The sequence below is a fragment of the Oceanospirillum sp. genome (genome assembly GCF_048265165.1).
Lineage (GTDB): Bacteria > Pseudomonadota > Gammaproteobacteria > Pseudomonadales > Halomonadaceae > Oceanospirillum.
In genome coordinates this window covers 294,701-313,112 of sequence record NZ_JBLXCD010000002.1, presented here as the reverse complement: position 1 = coordinate 313,112, position 18,412 = coordinate 294,701, and the positions used below count along the sequence as shown (strand labels likewise).

The 18,412-nt window shown below is 49.5% G+C and carries 15 protein-coding genes; 5 read left to right on the top strand and 10 right to left on the bottom strand.

Features of this window, described 5'->3' with window-relative positions:
* Nucleotides 1-10 precede the first annotated feature (10 nt).
* Together ACN0R8_RS04970 and rimI are read left to right on the top strand one after the other, a co-directional pair.
* Nucleotides 11-829 (top strand): hypothetical protein, encoded by an 819-nt coding sequence (locus tag ACN0R8_RS04970; RefSeq protein ID WP_417595675.1) that lies wholly within the window; start codon nucleotides 11-13, stop codon nucleotides 827-829.
* Complete coding sequence (gene rimI, locus ACN0R8_RS04965; RefSeq protein WP_417595673.1) at nucleotides 826-1,272, top strand: ribosomal protein S18-alanine N-acetyltransferase; 447 nt, start codon at nucleotides 826-828, stop codon at nucleotides 1,270-1,272. Before ACN0R8_RS04970 ends, rimI begins: the two co-directional genes overlap by 4 nt.
* A gap of 125 nt (nucleotides 1,273-1,397) precedes the next feature.
* Here the strand turns inward: rimI and ACN0R8_RS04960 are convergent, their stop codons facing one another.
* Both ACN0R8_RS04960 and ACN0R8_RS04955 read right to left on the bottom strand, forming a co-directional pair.
* A complete protein-coding gene (locus ACN0R8_RS04960) occupies nucleotides 1,398-1,745 on the bottom strand; it encodes a cell division protein ZapB (RefSeq protein ID WP_417595671.1) in 348 nt (115 codons plus the stop codon).
* A gap of 210 nt (nucleotides 1,746-1,955) precedes the next feature.
* A complete protein-coding gene (locus ACN0R8_RS04955) occupies nucleotides 1,956-3,584 on the bottom strand; it encodes a methyl-accepting chemotaxis protein (protein WP_417595669.1) in 1,629 nt (542 codons plus the stop codon).
* Nucleotides 3,585-3,824: 240 nt separating this feature from the next.
* Between ACN0R8_RS04955 and ACN0R8_RS04950 the strand changes: the two genes are divergently transcribed.
* Nucleotides 3,825-4,289: a tRNA (cytidine(34)-2'-O)-methyltransferase gene (locus ACN0R8_RS04950; protein WP_417595667.1), complete on the top strand. Its 465-nt coding sequence runs from the start codon at nucleotides 3,825-3,827 to the stop codon at nucleotides 4,287-4,289.
* A gap of 106 nt (nucleotides 4,290-4,395) precedes the next feature.
* Here ACN0R8_RS04950 and glnG read toward each other — a convergent pair whose 3' ends face one another.
* The 5 genes from glnG to ACN0R8_RS04925 all read right to left on the bottom strand — a co-directional run bounded on the left by glnG (nucleotide 4,396) and on the right by ACN0R8_RS04925 (nucleotide 10,519).
* Nucleotides 4,396-5,823, bottom strand: a complete 1,428-nt coding sequence (gene glnG, locus ACN0R8_RS04945) for a nitrogen regulation protein NR(I) (RefSeq protein WP_417595665.1) — start codon at nucleotides 5,821-5,823, stop codon at nucleotides 4,396-4,398.
* Nucleotides 5,807-6,889, bottom strand: coding sequence for a nitrogen regulation protein NR(II) (gene glnL, locus ACN0R8_RS04940; protein WP_417595663.1), 1,083 nt, complete (start codon nucleotides 6,887-6,889; stop codon nucleotides 5,807-5,809). The genes glnG and glnL overlap by 17 nt, the downstream gene beginning before the upstream one ends.
* A gap of 508 nt (nucleotides 6,890-7,397) precedes the next feature.
* Complete coding sequence (gene glnA, locus ACN0R8_RS04935) at nucleotides 7,398-8,804, bottom strand: glutamate--ammonia ligase (RefSeq protein WP_417595661.1); 1,407 nt, start codon at nucleotides 8,802-8,804, stop codon at nucleotides 7,398-7,400.
* 264 nt (nucleotides 8,805-9,068) lie between these two features.
* A complete protein-coding gene (locus ACN0R8_RS04930; RefSeq protein ID WP_078319517.1) occupies nucleotides 9,069-9,299 on the bottom strand; it encodes a sulfurtransferase TusA family protein in 231 nt (76 codons plus the stop codon).
* Nucleotides 9,300-9,469: 170 nt separating this feature from the next.
* A complete protein-coding gene (locus ACN0R8_RS04925) occupies nucleotides 9,470-10,519 on the bottom strand; it encodes a tRNA (5-methylaminomethyl-2-thiouridylate)-methyltransferase (RefSeq protein WP_417595659.1) in 1,050 nt (349 codons plus the stop codon).
* A gap of 392 nt (nucleotides 10,520-10,911) precedes the next feature.
* On the opposite strand from ACN0R8_RS04925, the gene typA reads away from it, so the two are divergent.
* On the top strand, nucleotides 10,912-12,732 hold the full coding sequence (gene typA, locus ACN0R8_RS04920) for a translational GTPase TypA (protein ID WP_417595657.1): 1,821 nt from the start codon (nucleotides 10,912-10,914) through the stop codon (nucleotides 12,730-12,732).
* 175 nt (nucleotides 12,733-12,907) lie between these two features.
* Here the strand turns inward: typA and ACN0R8_RS04915 are convergent, their stop codons facing one another.
* The 3 genes from ACN0R8_RS04915 to ACN0R8_RS04905 all read right to left on the bottom strand — a co-directional run bounded on the left by ACN0R8_RS04915 (nucleotide 12,908) and on the right by ACN0R8_RS04905 (nucleotide 16,324).
* Nucleotides 12,908-14,383: an anion permease gene (locus ACN0R8_RS04915; RefSeq protein ID WP_417595655.1), complete on the bottom strand. Its 1,476-nt coding sequence runs from the start codon at nucleotides 14,381-14,383 to the stop codon at nucleotides 12,908-12,910.
* A 291-nt stretch (nucleotides 14,384-14,674) separates the two neighbouring features.
* Complete coding sequence (locus ACN0R8_RS04910; protein ID WP_417595651.1) at nucleotides 14,675-15,367, bottom strand: FKBP-type peptidyl-prolyl cis-trans isomerase; 693 nt, start codon at nucleotides 15,365-15,367, stop codon at nucleotides 14,675-14,677.
* A gap of 405 nt (nucleotides 15,368-15,772) precedes the next feature.
* Complete coding sequence (locus ACN0R8_RS04905; RefSeq protein WP_417595649.1) at nucleotides 15,773-16,324, bottom strand: TIGR02444 family protein; 552 nt, start codon at nucleotides 16,322-16,324, stop codon at nucleotides 15,773-15,775.
* A 93-nt stretch (nucleotides 16,325-16,417) separates the two neighbouring features.
* On the opposite strand from ACN0R8_RS04905, the gene ACN0R8_RS04900 reads away from it, so the two are divergent.
* Nucleotides 16,418-18,355 (top strand): ATP-binding cassette domain-containing protein, encoded by a 1,938-nt coding sequence (locus ACN0R8_RS04900; protein ID WP_417595647.1) that lies wholly within the window; start codon nucleotides 16,418-16,420, stop codon nucleotides 18,353-18,355.
* Nucleotides 18,356-18,412 lie beyond the last annotated feature (57 nt).

Here is an 18,412-nt window from a genome sequence, read left to right as displayed (position 1 = left end):
TTATTGCCCCGTGCTGAATGAAAACCAACGGCTCGATTATCTTCACCAGTTGGGTGTTGTTAGCTGGATGCCCCGGCAGTCCTTGCCCGGTGCCCGGCCGTCTGTGTATTTCTATCACGAAGGGCCTAAGCAAACCTCGCCACTGGATCGTCTGCGTCCAGGAAAAGGCAATTCAGCTGAGTCGTCACCTTCAGGCCATGCTGTAGATTCAGCCTCAACTGGCATTCCGTCTGCGGTCAGTATGCCTTTCCGGAATAACGGTGAGGGGCCAACGGTTCAGGTGGGCGCTGAAACACTTGCCACGGCGGAACATCAAACATCTCAAACCAGTGATGCCCCTGATCCGATGGGTGCATTGGCAGCGTCATCTGCCGGTCAGGTTAACCGGGTACCTGACCGGCTCCAGTTGGTCTTTATCCGACAACAGGGTGACCGTCCGTTGATTGTCAGCCATTTTGGTGAGCATGGTGATTCTGAACAGCTGTTCCTGCCTTTTGCTCAGTCAATCCTGCAGTTGATAGGCTTTAATGAACCTGTGGTGAGTCTGCCTTTTGTCTGGCCTCTGGCAGGAATGCCTGCGGTTTGCCGTGAGCAGGAGTTTGTCCAGGTGTTTCAGGCGCTGGTAAAGGGGGCTCGGTTGGGCTGTAAGCCTAACCAGGAGTGTTGGTGGTTTGGTGGCCTGCCGGAACTGATCGCTGAAAGCGAAGGCTTGCTGAATATTACACTGCATCATCCAATGAGTCTGACCGATGTGATGAGACAGGCGGATGGGAAGCGCCAGTTGCTGTATAGCCTGCTGGAACGCAAACACCAGGGAGGCCTGATATGAAGAAAATTCGTGAGGTCGGCATTCTGGAGCTGGATGCGGTCATGCCCATAGAGCGTGCGGCGCACCTGACACCATGGACCCGTCTGATGTTTGAGCTTGGACTTCAGCGAGGTGACACTTTGCTGGGCGTTTTTATTCAGGATCGTTTGGTAGGGTATGCTATGCTGCAGAAAATTGCTGATGAATGGCACTTGCATAATATTGCAGTGCAGGACTCTCTTCAGGGGCAGGGTATTGGCGCTTTCTTACTTGAAGCCGTAATGGATCAGGCTCGCGAGCAAAATCTGGTACTGATTCTTCTGGAGGTAAGGGAGAGTAACGTATCCGCTCTACATTTGTACCGTAAGCTGGGCTTTACCGACGATGGAGTGCGTAAGGATTATTATGCGGTGCCTGGTGAGGGGCGCGAGAATGCTATTCTGATGTCCTGTGACCTGACTTAAAAAAGGCAGATGACAGTATTTTCGGTACAAAAAACCGGCTGAATGACGCAACCTTCAATGTTGGAAGCCCAACTATAGAGAGGTATGTTAAAAGCCGGTTTTTGTCTTCTCAGATCTGTTTAAGATCAGTAGTTGTTATTACTGCTAAAGCCGTTGCCCTGTTCCGACTCCTCTGTTGCCTCTGAAAAATCCTGTTCAAAGGCTTGATTGGCCAGGGTTTCATCCTCTAGGTTTTCTTCTGTATCGTTTTCGGCAGTAAACTCAGAGACTTCTTCAGCGGTATCAGGTGCAGTGCTGTCAATCAGATCAAATTTACCCAGCAGTTCTGCCAAACGACCCTCCCATGCATCCTTTTCTGAGACCAGAGCCGTATTTTCTTCCTTGAGCTGTTCAATTTCCAGTTTCAGATCTTCGATAGTGCTTACCGCAGACTGAACACGTTTTTCTAATTCGTTTAGCAGATCCAGACTCATATCTAACACTCCTAAGTGCTTAGTGTGAATAATATTTTATTCACAATGCGCGTTGGTACTTTTTACAACTACAATGCTTCCTGCAACCTTAATACTGACTGCAGTCAGATAACAGTGTACCGTTGAATAATATTAGGCAACTGCCTCTATTATAGGAGTAAGTATCCGGTGGAAAAAGCTGGTTTTAACACCGGAAGGTGAATTAATCTGTCAGACCTGAAAGCGGGAGACCATGCCGTGAAGTTCTGTGGATAAGAGAGACAACTCCTCACTGGCTGCTGCTGTCTGATGAGATGCTGCAGTTGAGTCTCTGGTCACTTCAGCAATGCTAACGACACTTCGGTTCATCTCATCTGCTGTAGCACTCTGCTCTTCAACGGCGGTGGCAATCTGGCTATTCATATCGCTGATCAGCGTAACGTGATGAGTAACCTGGGTGAGAGCCTCACTGGTTTTGGCACTCTGTTCCAGGCCCGCCTTAGCTCGCTCCTGGCTTCTCTGCATCACTGTGGCAGCATTTCGGCTGCTTTCCTGAACCCGGACAATGACCCCTTCGATCTCCTGAGTGGATTCCTGCGTTTTTTGAGCAAGGCTTCGCACTTCATCTGCAACTACGGCAAAGCCACGTCCCTGCTCACCAGCACGAGCAGCTTCGATCGCGGCGTTCAGTGCCAACAGATTCGTTTGCTCTGCGATACCTTTAATGACATCGATCACTAGGGCGATATTCTGAGCCTCGTTCTCCAGAGAAGAAACCACCTTGGCGGCGTTCTCAACTTCTTCTGCCAGAGATTCGATAATGCGATTATTCTCCTGAAGAATCTGATCTCCATTCTCTGACTCGGAACGGGTCGTCTGAGCGGCACTCTCTGCCTCAGAGGCATGGCGAGCAACCTCTTGGATTGTGGCAACCATCTCATTCATAGCGGTAGCCACATGGTCGGTCTCATCCTGCTGGCGTATCATGCCATCACTGGTATGCTGGCTGGCCTGAGCAAGATTGCCTGCTTCCTGTGAAACTTTGTCCACTGACTGGAGCACCTGTTGTACTAGTTGCTGAAACTGACTCATCATGCCGTTAACAGCCAGAGCAATCTGGGCTACTTCATCGCTGCCGTTAGCTGTGACCCGTATTGTTAAGTCATGGCTTGCCTCAATATTATTAATGGTGTCGCGCATGGCTGATAGTGGGCCGGTAATTGCGCGGGCTACCAGCAAGCCCAACACAACAATAGTAACTATAACGATGCTAAGCTCAACGATCATCATAATGTTGTTGGTATGGTAGTCTGTTTTCAGCAGTTGTCGCTGTTCACCGGCAATACGTAGCTGCAGGCTGATCAGCTCAGCAATCTTATCGACGATAGGGTCAACCGTCTTGTAAAGCTCACCGTCAAAGTTGTTCAGTTGGTTTGTGACTGTACCACTGAGACCGCTCAGGTAGCTATGTAGCTCAGCAATTGATTGATCGGCAGGTTTAAAGAGCTGTTCCGCCTCTTTAACAAGCTGGGCTTCTTCGTTGGTTAGCTGCGTTGAGGTGTAAATTTTCCAGTTCTCTTCAATATCTTTGGTGGCATTATCGATTCCGGCAATAGCTTCCTGGGCGGTTATCAGACCTGCATTGGCTTTGTTTACCGCATCAATAATAAGCACTACATAATCGACACTGATCCCATAGAGGCGCTCAAGGGGGACAATCCTGTCTTCATAGATAGTATCAACGCCCTCATCGAAGTGATCCAGTTCGTTTCTTGCCATAAGAAACAGTACCAGCAATCCTACAATAGGGATGGCAAGCATTAATGCCAGCTTCCTGCCGACGGATAATTGGCTTAGCATAGTCAGGTTCCTCGGATGAATTGGGCTTTTTATAGCTCTGTCAGCCTTAATATAGGTTTTTTTTATTGGCTTTGTATGCAGTATTTTGTTTGATTTTGCTGTGCGTATCAATATGTGTTTTTTTGTTTCATGCGCTGGATCATGATAGTGATAGATAATTCGTGTTTAAGCCTTCGCTGTTTGAGTAATTTTTTCTGGGCTTTATTGGTAATAACCTGAGCCCGTATTGGAGAGATCTTAATGTTTGAATTGGCTTTGTTTGAGCCTGAAATTGCACCTAACACAGGAAATATTATCCGGCTCTGTGCCAACACGGGTTGCCGGCTACATCTGATTGAGCCTTTAGGGTTTGATCTGGAGGAAAAGAAATTACGGCGGGCAGGGCTTGATTATCACGACCTGGCATTAGTGAGTCGCTATCCAGACTTTGAGGCCTTCCGCGAGGCGATGGAAGGTAAGCGTATCTTCCCCTGCACAACCAAGGCTAAAAGATTTGCTACCGATATGTCATTTCGGGCGGGAGATGTGTTGCTGTTTGGCCCGGAAACCCGGGGGCTGCCAGCGGAAATTTTAGCGCAGTTTACAACCGATCACTGGCTGAGAATCCCTATGATGGCAACCAGTCGGAGCCTGAACTTGTCGAATGCCGTATCTATTATCACCTACGAAGCATGGCGTCAGGTAGGGTTCGAGGGTGCTGTTTAGTTTTTTGAGTCATCAAACCGCCCAAATATTCTGCCGGAACGGGGGCTGGCAGAATATTTGTCGGGCATATGCACTGCCTGAACAGTGGTGCTAAAACGCTCGGTGTTTAGTTTTCGTCATCATCACCGCTGGTGTCGAGGTTAAGCTCCTTGATTTTGCGGGTCAGGGTATTTCGTCCCCATCCCAGAAGTTCTGCTGCATCCCGACGTCTTCCGGCGGTATGTTTCAGAGCAACTTCAATCATGACTTTTTCAAATTCCGGTACTGCGGTATCAAGAATGCCTTTACGCCCTTCAGTGAGGGCATTATCAGCCCACAGGTGCAATGCACTTTGCCAGCGGCTGTTATTCGCACCTTCAGCCTGTTTTTGTTCCATCAATTCCGGAGGTAGGTCATCCTGGTGTACCTCTCGCCCGGAGGCCATAACGGTGATCCATCGACAGGTGTTTTCCAGCTGACGCACATTGCCTGGCCAGCACAATTGCTGCATGTAATCGATGGTTTCCTGCAGCAGAATCTTGGGTTCAACTCCCAGTTCTTTGCCTGCTTTTGACAGGAAGTATTCCGACAACCGCGGGATATCTTCCCGGCGCTCACTCAATTTCGGCAAGTGGATACGGATGACATTAAGGCGGTGGAACAGATCTTCACGGAAGCGGCCTTCCTGTACCAAGGTTTCAAGATCCTGGTGGGTTGCGGCGATAATACGTACATCAACCTGAACCGAAGTGTGACCGCCGACACGATAGAACTCTCCATCAGCCAGAACCCGCAATAGTCGGGTCTGGGTATCTGCTGGCATATCCCCGATCTCATCCAGAAACAGAGTGCCGCCATCAGCCTGCTCAAAGCGCCCCCGTCGTTGAGTGTTGGCTCCGGTAAAAGCACCTTTCTCATGACCAAATAGCTCAGACTCAATCAGGTCTTTCGGGATTGCAGCCATATTCAGCGGGATAAACGGATTTCCGGCTCTGGGGCTGTGCTGGTGCAAAGCATGGGCAACCAGCTCTTTGCCGGTACCGGATTCGCCGTTGATCAGTACGGTGATATTGGAGTGGGACAGACGGCCAATGGCACGAAATACTTCCTGCATCGCCGGCGCTTCACCAATAATTTCTGTACTGGGCAGCGGATTAACCTGACCGGATGGGTGCTCCTGTTCTTTCGCATGGCTGATGGCGCGTTTAACCAGAGCAACGGCTTCATCAACATCAAAGGGCTTAGGCAGATACTCAAATGCACCTCCCTGATAAGAGGCAACAGCGCTTTCCAGGTCAGAGTGGGCGGTCATTACGATAACCGGTAATGCCGGATGCTGCTCCTGAATCTGGGCCAGTAACTCCAGTCCGTCCATGCCTGGCATGCGGATATCGGTGATGATGGCGTCCGGTGCTTCTGTGCTCAGGGCTTTGAGTACGCCTTCTGCGCGTTCAAAGACCTTAACGGACATGCCCTCCTGCTCCATCGAGCGTTCCAGTACCCAGCGGATAGAGCGGTCATCATCGACAATCCATACGTTATAGGGTTTGCTCATTTTTCTGCTCCAACGGAATCAAAAGTCTGAAAAGGGTTTTCCCGGGTTTGGATTCACACTCAATCAGCCCATGATGCTGATGCAGAATCGTTTGGGCGATAGAGAGACCAAGGCCAGTGCCTTCGGCTCGCCCGGTAACCAGAGGGTAAAATAGAGTTTCCAGCAACTCAGGTGGAATGCCCGGGCCGTTGTCGATAATTTCTACCTGACAGAGTAGGCGGTGGCGTTCCGATCCGAGGGTAAACTGGCGTTTGGCGCGGGTTCGGAAGGTGATATGTTTGTCTTGCTGCTGGCTTTCTTCGAGTACCTGCATCGCATTACGTACGATATTGAGAATAGCCTGAATCAACTGTTCCTGATCGCCGATCAGATCCGGCAGACTGGGGTCGTAGTCTCTGACCAGTTTAATACTGCCTTCCGACTCTGCCGCGACCAGTGCATATACATGCTCCAGGACCTTATGGATATTCAGGCTGCTGAGGTTAGGCATTTTCCGGGGCCCCAGCATACGATCCACCAGATTACGCAGCCGGTCAGCTTCGCTAATGATGACCTCGGTATAGTCTTTCAGGCTTTCTTCCGGTAATTCCCGCTCCAGTAATTGTGCGGCTCCCCGTATTCCACCTAAAGGGTTCTTGATCTCATGGGCCATGCCCCGGACGAGGGTTCGCAGTGTATCCTGCTGCGCCAAAAGCTCCTCTTCCTTGCTGATTTTCAGCAGACGATCTCTGGGCTGCAGTTCTACGACCAGGTAATAGCCCTCTGGTGTCAGCACCGGGCTTACGGTGTAATCAACAATATTCCGGCTCCCGTTCGGCAATACGATCTGGCTTTCCCTTTTTGTGAATGGGTGGCCGGCATTAGCAGCCTGTTTCCAGGCCTCCGGTGTGCTGTCATCCTCAATAAACAGCTGATTAACTGGCATACCGATAGCCCTGTTCGCCCCGCAGGCAAACAGCATCTCTGCAGCAGGGTTCAGGTAAACTAAGCAAAGCTCATGGTCTACCTGAATGACGGCTGTACTCAGATTGTCGAGCAGAAGTTTTTGATGATCCGTTTTGCTCACACCTGTCTCTCCGGGACGTGATTGTTTTTTATACATCGGTCTACAGATACAGCAAAAACTGCACCAGTAAGGAAAATTAAGAGCAAAAATAAGTGGTTGCCCATCTATTCAGGCTTCTCTGCTGCTACAGGTTTGGTTGAAGTCGATTTGCCGATGGCCTTGGTGTATCTATGCGCACAACTATAGTGCATTTGGTTGCCTTGTGCTGACTGAGGGTGTCCCAGTTTTGTGCGTATTTTCGTTTGCAGTTTCTTTGAATATACTGTTTTACCAGCTCCTCCGCTTGTCAGCAGTATTCTATGTTGGTTTTTGTTCGTGGATTACCGTGCTTTCTGGTGAGCTTTTTTGGTGCGAAGGGGGTTTCCGGCTTTGTTTGAAAAGGTCCGGTTCGGCACTGTTGTTCGCTTAGGCTTACAGGGGAAGCGGGCATAAAAAAACCCCTGACAGTTTAGGTCAGGGGTTAAGTCTCTTCATAAGAAGAGCGGAAGCCTGTTAGCTGATGATCAACTTATACGCTGTAGTACAGATCAAACTCAATCGGGTGAGTCGTCATGTTTACGCGTGCAACATCTTCATTTTTCAGTTCAATGTATGCATCGATCATGTCATCGGTGAATACGCCGCCTTTAGTCAGGAACTCACGGTCAGCATCCAGGCAGGTCAGAGCTTCTTCCAGAGACGCTGCAACAGTTGGGATTGCTGCTGCTTCTTCAGCTGGCAGATCATACAGATCTTTATCCGCTGGGTCGCCAGGGTGAATCTTGTTCTGAACACCATCCAGAGCAGCCATCAGCAGAGCTGAGAATGCCAAGTATGGGTTCGCGATTGGGTCAGGGAAGCGAGCTTCAACACGCTTAGCTTTAGGGCTGGACGTGTAAGGGATACGCAGTGATGCAGAACGGTTACGGGCAGAGTACGCCAGCATAACAGGTGCTTCGAAACCTGGAACCAGACGTTTGTAAGAGTTGGTGCCTGGGTTACAGAAAGCGTTCAGTGCTTTAGCGTGCTTGATGATGCCGCCGATAGCGAACAGGGCAGATTCAGACAGGCCCGCATACTGGTCACCAGCGAACTGGTTTACGCCGTCTTTCCAGTAAGACAGGTGAACGTGCATACCGGAACCGTTATCACCAACAACTGGCTTCGGCATAAAGGTAGCCGTTTTGCCATAGGCGTGAGCAACGTTGTGTACAACGTATTTCAGCATCTGAACTTCGTCGGCTTTCTTAACCAGAGTGTTGAACGCTACGCCGATTTCGTTCTGACAAGCCGTCGCCACTTCATGGTGGTGAACTTCTACGTCCAGACCGATCTCTTCCATTACGTTACACATGGTAGCGCGGATGTCGTGTACGGAATCAACAGGAGGAACAGGGAAGTAACCGCCTTTAACGCGTGGGCGGTGACCCATGTTACCGCCTTCTATCGCTTTCTCTGAGTTCCATGCCGCTTCTTCAGAATCGATTTTCACGAAGCTGCCGGACATGTTGGAATCCCAGCGAACATCATCAAAGATGAAGAACTCAGGCTCAGGGCCGAAGAAAGCAGTGTCACCCAGACCGGTAGACTTCAGGTACTCTTCAGCGCGTTTAGCGACGGAGCGTGGGTCACGCTCATAGCCTTGCATGGTTGCAGGCTCAATAATGTCGCAGCGTAGAACCAGTGTTTTGTCTTCAAAGAAGGGATCGATGAAGCTGGTGGTGTCATCCGGCAGCAGGATCATGTCGGATTCGTTAATGCCTTTCCAACCAGAAATAGAAGAACCGTCAAACATCTGGCCGTTTTCGAAGAACTCTTCATCGACATAACGGGCAGGGATGGTAACGTGCTGTTCTTTACCTTTGGTATCGGTGAAGCGCAGATCAACCCACTTGATGTCATGTTCTTTAATCAGGTTAAGGGTGTTCGCTGACATTGCTTGTCCTCCAATGGAGCTTTCGCTTTGTTGTCAAAATCGATTGTCGTAATCGTTTTTACTTGGTTTGTTAAAAGCCCGTCCGACAGGCTTTTCATATTTATCATCTATTTAGCAAGTTAGATGCCATTTGGTAAAAAACCAGTAATACCAATGTGTTACCAGAAAAATAAGTCCTGAAATAAGGGATGTGAAGTCACTTATACTGAGCTTGGTGCTTTTTTTTGGTGCGCTTTGATGCTCTGTGCTCGTTTGTGGTGCTTGTTAGGTGTCGTTAACTTCAATAGTAATGACTATCTCATCAGATTGCTCTTCTGCTGAGACTAAAGTATGACCATGGACGCGACACCAGGCTGGAATGTCGTGCAGAGTCCCCGGATCGGTACAGTAGACTACAAGCTGATCTCCTGCGGATAGTTCACTGATTTTGTTCTGTGTGCGGATCACCGGAATCGGGCAGAGCAGATTGCGGGCATTTAGTTCGTGTTGACTCATTTTGATTTTTCTCCGATGGGACGCCAGAACCATGCAGTCTTGTTTGGGGCTGCTAAAGGCGCGCACTATTTGTGCAGTAGGCTTTTATTTTAGGCTGAATATGAAAAAAACGCACCAGAGTGATCTGGTGCGTTTTCTTTAAGGCTAAACTATGATGATCCGGTGCGGGTTTAGTGGATGTACCACTCTTCAGGAATATCTTCCGCAGGCATAGGCGCAACCTGGACGACCTGAGCTGGTTGGTTATGCTCACGTACCACTTCCAGTGTTACTTTGTCAGCATTCCGGCCTTGGCTGAAACGAGCAACAATACGGGCCGCCAGCTCAAGATCTTCATCCGTGGGTGAGCCGTCAATCAGAGTTAGCGGGCCGCCATGACTTGTCGGATACAGGTAGGTGAACTGCGAGCGGTAGCCGCGCATAAAGTTGTTTTCACCCTCTTCGCGGCTGACGATAAGCTTGAAATTCTTAGCCGGGCGGATATGGCGACCTACTTTCAGGAGCATAATATCGTCAACTTCATAGCGGCGTTCGCCGCGGGCATCCCAAAGATCCTGTAACTTTTTACTGTAGCTGGCATCGGTCAGGAAGCAGCAGCCGCCCGCAGGTTGCGACCATTCATCAATACCTAATTTTTCAGCCAGAGCAAACTGTGGCTTGCGGCTGCGGCCACTGAAGTCATACAGCTCCTCTCTTTTCACCCAGCCTTCACGTTCAGGATGCGTTTCCGGCAGATGTTGCGCGCATAAAGGCCGTACCAAACGATCCTCGACCTGAGATTCTCGGGCGATAATTGGCATGGTTGCTTTACGCTGGGACTTAGGTCGCTGGCCGATGACTTCTCCGGTGATGACAAAGTCGAAGTCATTGTCCTGACACCATTGCCAGGCACGGGCAACCATATCGATTTTACAATCAAGGCAGGGGTTAAGATTCTGGCCGTAACCGTGTTTCGGGTTGAGGACAATATCTTTGTACTCTTCTGAGATATCGATAATATGCAGTTTGATCCCCAGCTGTTCGGCAACCCAGAGAGAGCTGTTCTTTTTTTGTTTTTCCTTGTCTTTCTTGCGAATGGCGTGGGTGTGCCCTTCGACACAAAAGCCGGTGTAAAAGTTGATTCCTTCTACATGGACGCCTTGCTCCTGAATGACTTTGGTAGCCAGCATGGAATCCAGTCCGCCGGAAATCAGAGATACGGCTCTGCGTTGTTTGGTCATGTCTCACCCGTTTTTAAAGCAGCAGTAAAATGTCGCAAGCGACAAAAAAAGCTGGATTTTACCGGATCGCGACAAGATAGAAAGTTAAAAAAAGGACTTTTTCTGCAAAGTAGGGTGAACCCTTAATTCTTATCTTGCGTAAGCACTTGTTTTTGCTTGAGAGTTGAGGGTTTTGCTGATTTAAACGTTTATATATTGGCTTCTGGTAAAGAAATTCATACAACCGCAACCGTAAAGTGTGTACAATTTCCAACCTTTTTATTTTTTACTTTGCTACCTTTTTGGGTAGCAAACATTCCAGAGATCTGGACTCGCTCTTTAGGTCGGCTTTAGGGTTTATCTATCGTTTGGTGTGGTCGGTCTCTAATTTTTGAGCAGGCGAAATACTCCGAATGTCTTCAGATATCAATAAGTTACGCAATATTGCAATTATTGCGCACGTTGACCACGGTAAAACTACTCTGGTTGATTCTCTTCTTCAGTTCTCCGGTACGCTGGACCGTAAAGACGTTGGCTCCGAACGTGTTATGGATTCCAACGATCAGGAAAAAGAGCGCGGCATTACCATCCTGGCAAAAAACACCGCAATCAAGTGGGAAGATTACCGGATCAACATTGTTGATACTCCTGGGCACGCTGACTTCGGTGGTGAAGTAGAACGTGTTCTCTCTATGGTTGACTGTGTACTGCTGCTGGTTGATGCGCAGGACGGTCCTATGCCTCAGACCCGTTTCGTAACCTCGAAAGCGTTTGAGCGTGGCCTGAAGCCGATTGTTGTGATCAACAAGATCGACCGTCCGGGCTCTCGTCCTGACTGGGTTATGGATCAGGTATTTGATCTGTTTGATAGCCTGGGTGCGACTGATGAGCAGCTGGACTTCCCGGTTGTATACGCGTCTGCACTGAACGGTATTGCGGGTGATGATCCGGAAAATATGGCAGACGATATGAAGCCTCTGCTGGATATGATTATTGACCGCGTTCCTGCACCTGATGTTGATCCTGCCGGTGCTTTCCAAATGCAGATTTCTGCGCTGGACTATGACAGCTATGTCGGTGTTATCGGTATTGGCCGTATTACCCGTGGTCAGCTGAAGCCGGGCCAACAGGTTGTGGTTAAGAACATCGCCGGTGATGAGCGTAAAGGTAAGGTTCTGAACGTAAAAGGCTATATGGGCCTTGATCGTGTTGATACTGATCTGGCGAATGCCGGTGATATCGTATGTATTAACGGTATCGATGGCCTGAGCATCTCTGATACTTTGTGTGACCCTGAGCTGGTCGAAGCCCTGCCACCTCTGACGGTTGATGAGCCAACGGTAAGCATGACCTTCCTGGTGAACGATTCTCCGTTTGCCGGTAAAGAAGGTAAGTTTGTAACCTCCCGTAATATCAAAGAGCGTCTGGATCAGGAGTTGATTCACAACGTTGCATTGCGTGTTGCAGAAGGTGACTCTCCTGATAAATTTATCGTGTCCGGTCGTGGTGAGCTTCACCTGTCTGTTCTGATTGAAACCATGCGCCGTGAAGGCTTCGAGATGGGTGTATCCCGTCCGGAAGTTATCCGCAAAGAAGTTGATGGCGTTATGATGGAACCCTATGAAAATGTTGTGATCGACGTTGAAGATCAGCATCAGGGTTCAATTATGGAAGAGATGGGTCTGCGTAAAGGCGAGCTGACCAACATGGAGCCAGACGGTAAAGGTCGTGTGAAACTTGAGTTCACTGTACCTTCTCGTGGTCTGATCGGTTTCCGTGGTCAGTTCCTGACTCTGACTTCTGGTTCCGGCATTATGACCAGCGTATTTGACCGTTATGACACCGTTAAAGATGGTGAAGTGGCTAAGCGTCAGAATGGCGTACTGGTTTCCATGGTGAAAGGTAAGACTCTGTCTTACGGTCTGTTTAACCTGCAGGATCGTGGACGTTTATTCCTGGGTCACGGTGCGGAAGTGTATGAAGGTCAGGTGATCGGCATTCACTCGCGTAGTAACGACCTGGTGGTTAACCCGACTAAAGGCAAGCAGCTGACTAACGTTCGTGCTTCCGGTACCGATGAAGCTCTGACGCTGACTCCGCCGATCAAGCACACGCTGGAGCAGGCGCTTGAGTTCATCGAAAATGATGAGCTGGTGGAAGTTACGCCGGAATCGATCCGTGTTCGTAAGAAACTGCTGACTGAAAATGAGCGTAAGCGCGCGAAGAATAAGTAAGCAGTTATACCTCTAGGTGTTAAATTTTAGCCGCTGAGCTATCGGCGGCTAATCGTTAACCGCCAGTGGTGATACAAAAAAACCGCAACGGGTATGACTTTTTAGGTCATGACACGCTGCGGTTTTTTTGTTTTTGTATTAGCTATTAAGCGTCTGGCTTTAAGCTTTTGCAGGCCTACCAGTAGCCGAGCAGTTTCCACCAGAGACCGCCAATGACAACCCAGATGGTTAAATTGACGATACTCATTATGAAGCCCGCGCGCCACCATTCTCCGAGGGTGACGTAGTTGGAACCGAAGATCACGGGTGATGTTCCTGTGGCGTAGTGGGTTAGTGTCATCATAATGGAAGAGGCTGCAGCCATCATCAGAACGAAAGGCATTGGTGGCGCACCCATTGCCAGACCGACCGTAAGAAATGCTGCCATCATCGCTGTGATGTGTGCAGTGGTACTGGCAAAGAAATAGTGGGAGTAGAGGAAAATCAGCACCAGTAAGCCACTGGCCCCAGCCCAACCTAGTCCGGTTTGTGCAATCAGCCCCTGTATGCTGGCAGAGAACCAGCTGATAACGCCAAGGCTGTTTAGTTGGGAGGCCATCATGACCAGAGCCCCAAACCAAACCAGAGTATCCCAAGCGCTTTTTTCTGCCAGAATATCCTGCCAGACCAAAACACCGGACATCAGTAGAATCGACAGGCCGATAAAAGCACTTGTGGTTGCATTAAGCTGATAAGCCTCTCCAAAAAACCAAACGGGAAGATCAGCCCAAAGGGCGAGCAGAATAGAAAAGACCATTAGCATGATTTTTTCGCCACGACTCAAAGGTCCCAGGTCATCGAGTTTCTGGCGGGCAAAAGTTCGGGCATCTTCCGTTTTTTTGATCTCAGGCGGATAGATCCAATAGAGCAGCAAAGGCATCAAGGCGATAGCGACCAATCCGGGTAGCAGCATTGCCACTGCCCAGGTTGTCCAGCTCAGGCTGATCTCAGCCCCAGTCGCTTCTGCAATAAGTTTTACCGTGAGAGGGTTTGGAGCGGTGGCTGTGATAAACATGGCAGAAGTGATCGGGTTGGCATGGTAGTTCACCAAGGCCAGGTATTTACCGATTTTTCCGGTACTATTGTTTTCCGGGCTGGAACCGAAGCTTCGAGCGATGGATAGCATGATCGGGTGGATAATACCGCCACCCCGTGCAGTATTGCTTGGTGTAACGGGTGCGATAGTTAGCTCTGACAGTACCAGGGCGTAGCCGATTCCTAGGGTTCGTTTACCAAATAGGGCAATAAAGTGGTAGCCGATCCTGGCGCCTAAACCTGTTTTGATCAAACCTCGTGAGATCATAATCGCAATGGCGATTAACCATATCAGAGGGCTGGTAAAGCTGCCCAAGGCATTTTTTATGGACGCGCCAGGGTTATCGCTGGTAACACCGGAAGCTGCGACGAGTGTAATGGCCAAAATAGATAGAGCTCCGATTGGCATCGCTTTTCCAATAATAGCGGCAATGGTGCCAATAAACATGGCGAGCATTAGCCAGCCTTGGTCAGATACTGTGTCAGGTTGGGGTAGTAGCCAGATAAGAAGCCCAATACATAGTGCCACAAAAGCGGGTATTGGGCGTAGGCCAGAAGACGAGGTTGTTTGGACCATAGCTTGCTTCCTTTCCAGAAGGGGTGTTAAGGCTTCTCTGTACAAGGCAGTATTAGTGTTATGGGGAGGGCTGTCCAGTCAGGGATAGGCTTTAGCAGAGGTAGGTCAGGCCGGTGACCTTAATTAACAATTGCACGCCTACTAATAGGTCAGGATTTCTGTTGTTAGGTCAGAAATTCAATATGATCAAACAAAAAATGCCCGGGCAGATAAACTGCCCGGGCATTCGGTAATGCTTGAATTTCAGGTGTCGACCGATCCAGAAGGGCTGCGGCACTGCCTTATGGGCGGTTAAGCTTCCGGGTTAATATCCAGTAGCTCAACTTCAAAAATCAGCGTTTCATTCGGGCCGATAGGGCCACCTGTGCCGCCAGGACCGTAGGCAAGGTCAGATGGAATGAATATTTTCCACTTGCTACCCACAGGCATCAGCTGCAGACCTTCCTGCCAACCCGTAATTACTTGATTCAGACCGAAGGTGACCGGCTCGCCACGCTGATAAGAGCTGTCGAATACCTTACCGCTCAGAAGTTTACCTTCGTAGTGGACTTTAACCTGATCGGTCAGAGCAGGTTTTGCACCATTACCGGTCGTCAGTACTTGGTATTGCAGACCGGAGTCAGTGGTTACAACGCCTTTTTTCTTGCCATTTTGGGCCATGAACTCCTGACCCGCTTTCAGATTGGCTTCAGCAGCTTTTGCCTGAGCTTCCTGCTGCTCCAGCATTTTCTTCTGCTGGTAAGCTTGCATGGTTTCTTTGACTTCTGCTTCGGTCATCTTCATCTCACCGTCAGCGTACAGGTCTTTTACGGCCTGAGACATCATGTCGACATTCAGGTCGGTAAATTCCTGTTTCAGGCGCTGGCCCATGATCAACCCCAAACTATAACTCAGTCGATCTTCTTCCGTAGTTGGGGTTGTGTCTGCCATGACAGGTGTAGCAAGCAGGCTGGTGAGGGTCAGGGTGAGTAGCGCTTTTTTCATGAAAACTCCTTATTAGGGGCTGCTAATTCCGGCTGGGGGTATAAATAAAATAATCCCGGGCAGCCTATCATTAATTAATTTGGTACCAGGGCCCCGTTTTTTCGGTGCTCCTGAGTAATACATTGAGCCTCTTTTAATACCCTCCAGACGTTATTTAGTGGAGGATAAGGCCAATGGACAGATATGCTGTTAATGACATTTGTATCTGTCGCGATGGAGACTCAGACTTCTATTGAGCTAAAGTGTTCCAGCTGTTGTGTTATTTGTGCTGCCTTTAGAGTCAAACCCATATTCACCGGCATTAGGGTAACACTTCTGCTCCGGATATGAATAAGGGCTTCCTCTTTGGCTGCCATAAAAACACAACGTCATTTAAAGCATGCAGGCAGTACGATCGTGGCCAGGCTAAACCTGATCAGCAGACAAGCCGATGATAATCGCTTGGGCAATATCCTGGTCGACAACCATTTCCAATAAGTTTTTCAGCTGCTGCTGGGCTGTTGCTGTGAAGCTGGCATCTTTAAGTGTAAATTTCAGGTTGCTGCGCAGGGCCGTTTCTCTGTCTGCGCAGGTTTGCATACCTTTTTTCAGGGAATAAAGAAGGTAAAGAAGTGCCTGTTCATGTTGTTCGGCGATAAGCTCCGCAGAGAGGAGGTGTTGGCTCATCTCCTTCAGGTGTGCCTCAACGCCTGTCATAGGCTTCAGCTGACGGCGCTGTTTCCGTAGCGGTACGACAAACTGATTATGCCAACCCAGTACAGGCTCTACCTGTGCTGGCCATTCACGGGTGAAGCAAACATTCTGAGTGGTCAGCCAACAGCTGAAAAGCAATTGGTTAACCATGACTCCCTGGTGGTCCTGAAGATAAAGGCAGGCTGCTTCAACGGTTTCGAGACGATAGAGTTTCGTAGAAAAACGCCAGAATGGGTTATCATAGGACAAGGTAAGTTCTGACATGGTTGCCGGCCTCCGGGCTCATCATTATTCTTTTTTGCGCGATCTGATCCAGGCTTCAATTCCCGCACGCAACATTTTTGACAGTAAAATCACATGATTACATTAGAAGACCTGAGCCTGCAACGGGGAAGTCTCTCTCTCCTGCAAAATACCTCTCTGATTATCCATCGTGGTCAGCGTATCGGTGTTGTTGGTTCTAACGGTGCCGGTAAGTCCAGTCTGTTTAAACTGCTTTTAGGTGAGCTACATCAGGATGCGGGTGAATTACTGATCCCGCCTCAACTGCGTATCGCTCATATGGCTCAAGAGGTTCACGCCCGGGATAAAACAGCTCTTGAGTATGTGCTTGATGGTGATAAGCCTCTGCGCAAAGTGCAGAATGCTTTAGCGGAGGCGGAAGCGAGCGGGGATAATAATGGTATTGCCCGCTTGCACGCCGAGCTGGAGACGCTGGATGGTTATACGGCACCCAATCGTGCCGAGCAGCTACTGTTGGGGCTGGGTTTTACTATGGCGCAGACACAGCAGCCGGTACAGTCTTTCTCCGGTGGCTGGCGTATTCGTCTGAACCTCGCACAGGCACTGTTGATGCCGTCTGATCTGCTTCTGCTCGATGAGCCGACGAACCACTTAGATCTGGATGCAACATTGTGGCTGGAGAACTGGTTGCGCCAGTACCCGGGCACACTACTGCTGATCTCGCACGATAGGGATTTTTTAGATAGTGTTGTAGAGCATATCGCCCATTTTGAACAGCAGAAGATCAACCTCTATCGTGGTAATTATTCGGCGTTTGAGATTATGCGTGCCCAGCGCCTGGCTCAACAACAGGCCCAGTTTGAGAAGCAGCAGACCCGTATTGCTGAGATTGAGAGTTTTGTCCGTCGCTTTAAGGCGAAAGCTTCAAAAGCGAAGCAGGCGCAGAGCCGGGTTAAAGAACTGGAACGAATGGAGAAAATTGCTCCTGCCCATGTGGATTCACCCTTTCAGTTCACCATTCCCTGCACCGAGAAAACGTCATCCCCGCTTTTGGTAATGGATGATGCCAATATCGGTTATGGCGACAGCAGTGTGATTCTGAGTCTGGTGAGCTTCACCTTATTGCCGGGGATGCGTGTCGGTCTTTTAGGTCCGAACGGCGCAGGTAAATCGACTCTGATTAAAACCTTGGTGGGCGACCTGCCGGTGGTTTCTGGTATTTATACACCCAGTGAAAACCTGCAGGTGGGCTATTTTGCTCAGCATCAGCTGGAGTCTCTGGATCTGAATGCCTCGGCACTGCTGCACATTCAACGCTTATCACCCAAGGTTTCCGAACAGGAGATCCGTAATTATCTGGGTGGTTTTGGTTTTCGGGGGGATGATGTGGAGACAGAGGTTAATCGGTTCTCTGGTGGCGAGAAAGCCCGTTTAGCTCTGTCTCTGATCGCCTGGCAGAAACCCAACCTGTTGCTGCTGGATGAGCCTACCAACCACTTGGATCTTGAAATGCGGCTGGCGCTGACTTTTGCGCTACAGGAGTTTCCGGGAGTGGTCATTCTGGTCTCCCATGACCGGCATATGCTGCGCAACACGGTTGATGAGTTCTGGTTGGTATGCGATGGCCGGGTTGAGCCGTTTGAGGGTGATCTTGAGGATTATCATGTCTGGCTGAAGAACCGGACGCTTGCCTTGCAGAAAGGCGCTGGCACGGAGACTGACCTTGTATCTGGTAATAAGGAGGGGGCTGTCGAAGAAAAGCGTGACCGTAAAGAGGAGCGTCGCTTAGCAGCGCAGCGCAGGGAGCAGTTACGTCCACTGAAGAAAAAAGTAGATAAGCTGGAGTCCGAGCTGGATAAGGTTCAGGCAGAGCTTGGTAATATTGAGCAGGAGCTTGCGGAGCCTGAGATCTATCAGGATGAAAATAAAGATCGTCTGCAGGTATTGCTCAAAAGGCAGGGCGAGCTCAGTACCGCTTCAGAAACCATCGAAGAGGAGTGGATGCTACTTTCAGAGGAGTTAGAGACAGCCGAGGCGGAGTTAGAACTTTGACTGTTTTGTGAGACTGACTGAGCGGCCGGATATTCTCATATTCGGCCGCCTGTTGAC

Bases quoted from the DNA above. Each gene is read 5' to 3' on its own strand.
- rimI (WP_417595673.1), top strand. From the start codon at position 826: ATGAAGAAAATTCGTGAGGTCGGCATTCTGGAGCTGGATGCGGTCATG.
- ACN0R8_RS04960 (WP_417595671.1), bottom strand. From the start codon at position 1,745: ATGAGTCTGGATCTGCTAAACGAATTAGAAAAACGTGTTCAGTCTGCG.
- ACN0R8_RS04955 (WP_417595669.1), bottom strand. From the start codon at position 3,584: ATGCTAAGCCAATTATCCGTCGGCAGGAAGCTGGCATTAATGCTTGCC.
- ACN0R8_RS04950 (WP_417595667.1), top strand. From the start codon at position 3,825: ATGTTTGAATTGGCTTTGTTTGAGCCTGAAATTGCACCTAACACAGGA.
- glnG (WP_417595665.1), bottom strand. From the start codon at position 5,823: ATGAGCAAACCCTATAACGTATGGATTGTCGATGATGACCGCTCTATC.
- glnA (WP_417595661.1), bottom strand. From the start codon at position 8,804: ATGTCAGCGAACACCCTTAACCTGATTAAAGAACATGACATCAAGTGG.
- ACN0R8_RS04930 (WP_078319517.1), bottom strand. From the start codon at position 9,299: ATGAGTCAACACGAACTAAATGCCCGCAATCTGCTCTGCCCGATTCCG.
- ACN0R8_RS04925 (WP_417595659.1), bottom strand. From the start codon at position 10,519: ATGACCAAACAACGCAGAGCCGTATCTCTGATTTCCGGCGGACTGGAT.
- typA (WP_417595657.1), top strand. From the start codon at position 10,912: ATGTCTTCAGATATCAATAAGTTACGCAATATTGCAATTATTGCGCAC.
- ACN0R8_RS04915 (WP_417595655.1), bottom strand. From the start codon at position 14,383: ATGGTCCAAACAACCTCGTCTTCTGGCCTACGCCCAATACCCGCTTTT.
- ACN0R8_RS04910 (WP_417595651.1), bottom strand. From the start codon at position 15,367: ATGAAAAAAGCGCTACTCACCCTGACCCTCACCAGCCTGCTTGCTACA.
- ACN0R8_RS04905 (WP_417595649.1), bottom strand. From the start codon at position 16,324: ATGTCAGAACTTACCTTGTCCTATGATAACCCATTCTGGCGTTTTTCT.
- ACN0R8_RS04900 (WP_417595647.1), top strand. From the start codon at position 16,418: ATGATTACATTAGAAGACCTGAGCCTGCAACGGGGAAGTCTCTCTCTC.